Below are 3,538 nucleotides of genomic sequence, written 5' to 3'. Positions count from 1 at the left end.
CAGTTTATTATTTCTCCAATTAAAATCAATAATTATAAATATTTAGACATGAACTAATTATCGAACTGAGGTTAATTTAAGTATTTAGATCAGCAATTTGCTTTATAAAAAACCTTAAATTATGATCATCTACAGAAGATATAAAAACTTAAATTAAGTATAATAAAGTTATGCATAGTCTCCAGGGTGAAATTATACGTGCTAAACTCTATCAAAATCTTAACATTATTTTTTTTGCTAATAACTATAAATACTTATTGCTACGCTAGCACCCCTCCAAAAAAACCAACGATTGTATATGTGACAGCATTTATTACTGATATTCAAAATCTTGATGAGGTAAATGAACAAATTCAAATTGATGCTATCTTCAAGTTTAAATGGCATGACTCTAGATTAGCATTTGACTCAAAAAAAGAAGGAGAAGAATATAAAAATTACCAAGGGAACTTTCAGTATGATGAAATCTTTGAAGGATGGAGACCACAGATATCTATAATAAATGAAATAGGAAGCCCTCAAATCAAATCAAGACAACTTAGGGTTTATCCAAATGGTGATGTGGTTTATACAGAACAAAGAACTCTAGCTTTAGAAACGCCTATGCAGCTTAGAAAGTTTCCCTTTGATAGGCAAAAACTTAGCGCTTATATTATACCATTTGGTTACAATGCTAATGAAGTGCAACTAAAAGTAGACCCTGATTATAAAGTTACTGTTAAAGATTATATTAAAGATCATCCAAATGTTAACATTGCAGAATGGCAGCTTATAAATTTTAATCTCGAAAGTGGCACTCCTATAAAACAGTACTATGGAAAACCAAGTAAAATCTCCATGCTTGCATTTAATATTTCATTAGAAAGAAAACCTGTAAACATTTTATTAAAAGTACTAATCCCATTATCTCTATTAGTATTAGCAATGTGGGCAGTTTTTTGGATAGATACAAAAGCCTTATCAGATAGATTGAATATTTCTTTTATTGGCATACTTTCTGTAATCGCTTATCAATTCTTAGTTGAAGGAGAAATGCCTGATATTGACTATCTTACTTTTACTGATGGTTTTTTATTATTATCTTTCTCTATACTATTTTCTACCGTATTAGAAAGTCTAATAGTATATTGGCTTGTTAAAACCAATAAACAATCATTAGCTAGAAATGTAGATATTTTTTCAAGAGCTGCTTTTCCGCTTACTTATATAGCCTTAATTTTCCTTCTCTATCTTGTTTACTTGCGTTAAATCCTCAAGATAGTAATATTATAATATAGTGAAGACACTATTATAGATTATGTTGAGAATTACCAAAATACTTATAGTTACCTTATTTATATTTCTAAGCATACCAATATATGCAAAAAGCAATATAAACTCCAATAAATCAGTAAATTCAATTATTAAATCTCTCCAGCAAGAAGTCAGTAATCTTCAGGTTGAAGCTCAAAACATAAGTAAACAAAACAGCAAAGAGCAACAGCCATCTTTTGTAATGTATAATAATATTGTTGTCCGAGATAACCCTAATGAGGATCAATATATTAGCTAATATAATAAAAGTAAGATATAGCTCTATAAATTATACAAATCTATTACAATGAATTTTCTTTAAGAAATATTTTCTAAGCACGAAATATATTTACACTAGAAATAAATTTTTGAATACCTTATAACAGCTTATATAAAAGATTATTAAACACAGGTTATATAGATTTTGGTAAGCAAATATATAAAGAAAAACCAAATTAGAAATATTAATTTAAAAGATATGATATAGTTTTATAATTTTTTCCAAGCCAAAGCTCCCAATGTCCCACCTGGTCTAAATGTATTACTTTTACACAATCTACTTCTATAACATTGATATACTGTACTACCTACCATAAGTTTATCATTCTTTTTATAATTATTACCAGCAACATACGCTGGTACTGTTGGAGTTGGTGTTGGTGTTGGAGTTGGTGTTGGCGCAGTATCTACTAAAGGATCATACTTAATACTTATAGTATTATAGTTTTTATCAGCAGTTTGATATACATTCAGCTCAGTAGTACTAGGGCTAACTACTCCACTTGCATCTTTTGATCCTGCAATAATAGAATCATTAAGTTCTTGATTACTTACCTCATTAATTCTATCAGCTAAAGATTGTAACAAACTTCCATATGTGAAATTATTAGGTACTGTAAGTAATTCATACTCTATTAATTGAGAAGTTGTAGAATCACTAACCTGTAAGCTTATTTCATCACCAGCTTTAATATCTTCTGGATTAACACTAAAGCTAGTCATAAATTCTGGATGACGATCTGTTGGTGTTGTAGGGCTGTCTCCTGGTCCACCAGTATCTCCTTCATATTCACCTACATACTCCCAAACATTATTATTACCAGGAATATTTCCTCTCGTCCACCATTTATTTCTATAAATTTTACCTTCATAGTGAACCTCTTGGCCAGATTCAGCATATACAGCATTAGTATCCCAAGCAGGAATTGCATCAGAATCAGGAGTTCCTCCATTAGAATCTTCAGTAGTAGGTCTAACTTTGCCTGCTAGATTAGGATCATCTGTAAAATACACATCTACTAAATTATAGAAGCTTGCCGCAGTATCAGCCACATCCCAAACAGATGCTATAAGTGCAGGACCTGCTCTTCCACCTGGAATAGTACACGTAAATGTTAAGCCTTCTCTATTAGGTCTATCAGGTACTTGCCAGTATGGTTGAGGGTTGTAACAATTTAGTTTCTCAAAATCTGAGAACTTCGGTTTAGTATTTACATCCCAGCTTGGTTTAGTAATATAAAACTCAAATGATCTTGAACTATGATTTGCAGTAAAATACCAGGTAATATCCAATGGTTGTCCAGATCTTATATATGTTTTTGTCCATCTACTTTCACTCTGATCATTTAAGTTTTCCCATTTACTTAACCCAGCATTCCCGATCTCTTCATCTATTCTACCAGATTCAAACAATCCATCTCCTGCTTCTATTGATTGTGGCTCATATTGTACAGATACACAATTTTTATTATCTCCATTTGCACAAAACAGCCCCCTAGATGAAGGCGTTTTTACATATCCATGAGAATATGCCTGCGAACTTGATAACAATACTAAGCCGGTCAATACCGTTATTTTTTTAATCGTAACTTCATAATCAATCCCTCATCGTTTAAACTACACAGCATTCATTTAAATGCTGATATAAATGATAACAATTATTATCTATATTACAAAAACTAAAAAAATAACCCTTTATCGAAGCTTAATATTCTAGAAAACTAACTTTTTCATTTAGAAAAAATTTTTGAATAATTTAAAAATAATTTCTAAAAATTTAAAAATAATAATATAAATATTTTTAAAAAAATCTGGACTTTCATTTCAACAATGAAATAAATATTAAGAAATTCTTATTGATATAATAATTTTAATAAGTAATTTATTAGAAATTTATTAGGTTCTGTGCACAAAAAATATAAATTAGATTGAAAATAGCTAAACCGTTGTTATTTAAAAGTTGAAA

Annotated in this window: 3 protein-coding genes; 2 read left to right on the top strand and 1 reads right to left on the bottom strand. The window is 29.7% G+C overall.

What is annotated here, in order from left to right:
* Nucleotides 1–234 precede the first annotated feature (234 nt).
* Nucleotides 235–1,248 carry a ligand-gated ion channel gene (locus AB8E56_RS11300; RefSeq protein ID WP_329481172.1) on the top strand — a complete coding sequence of 338 codons (1,014 nt, stop codon included), beginning with the start codon at nucleotides 235–237 and terminating at the stop codon, nucleotides 1,246–1,248.
* 49 nt (nucleotides 1,249–1,297) lie between these two features.
* Nucleotides 1,298–1,552: a hypothetical protein gene (locus AB8E56_RS11295; RefSeq protein WP_329481170.1), complete on the top strand. Its 255-nt coding sequence runs from the start codon at nucleotides 1,298–1,300 to the stop codon at nucleotides 1,550–1,552.
* A gap of 230 nt (nucleotides 1,553–1,782) precedes the next feature.
* On the opposite strand, the gene AB8E56_RS11290 is transcribed toward AB8E56_RS11295, so the two are convergent.
* Entirely contained in the window at nucleotides 1,783–3,123 is a 1,341-nt protein-coding gene (locus AB8E56_RS11290; RefSeq protein WP_329481168.1) for a lytic polysaccharide monooxygenase, read from the bottom strand.
* Nucleotides 3,124–3,538 lie beyond the last annotated feature (415 nt).

The organism is Francisella sp. 19X1-34, assembly GCF_041102755.1.
In the GTDB taxonomy this organism is placed as follows: Bacteria; Pseudomonadota; Gammaproteobacteria; order Francisellales; family Francisellaceae; genus Francisella.
The sequence above is the reverse complement of the archived record's forward strand: the minus strand, read 5'-3'. Positions and strand labels throughout refer to the sequence as shown.

What these genes read in the sequence shown, in the direction of transcription:
- AB8E56_RS11295 (WP_329481170.1), top strand. Translation starts at nt 1,298, where the DNA reads ATGTTGAGAATTACCAAAATACTTATAGTTACCTTATTTATATTTCTA.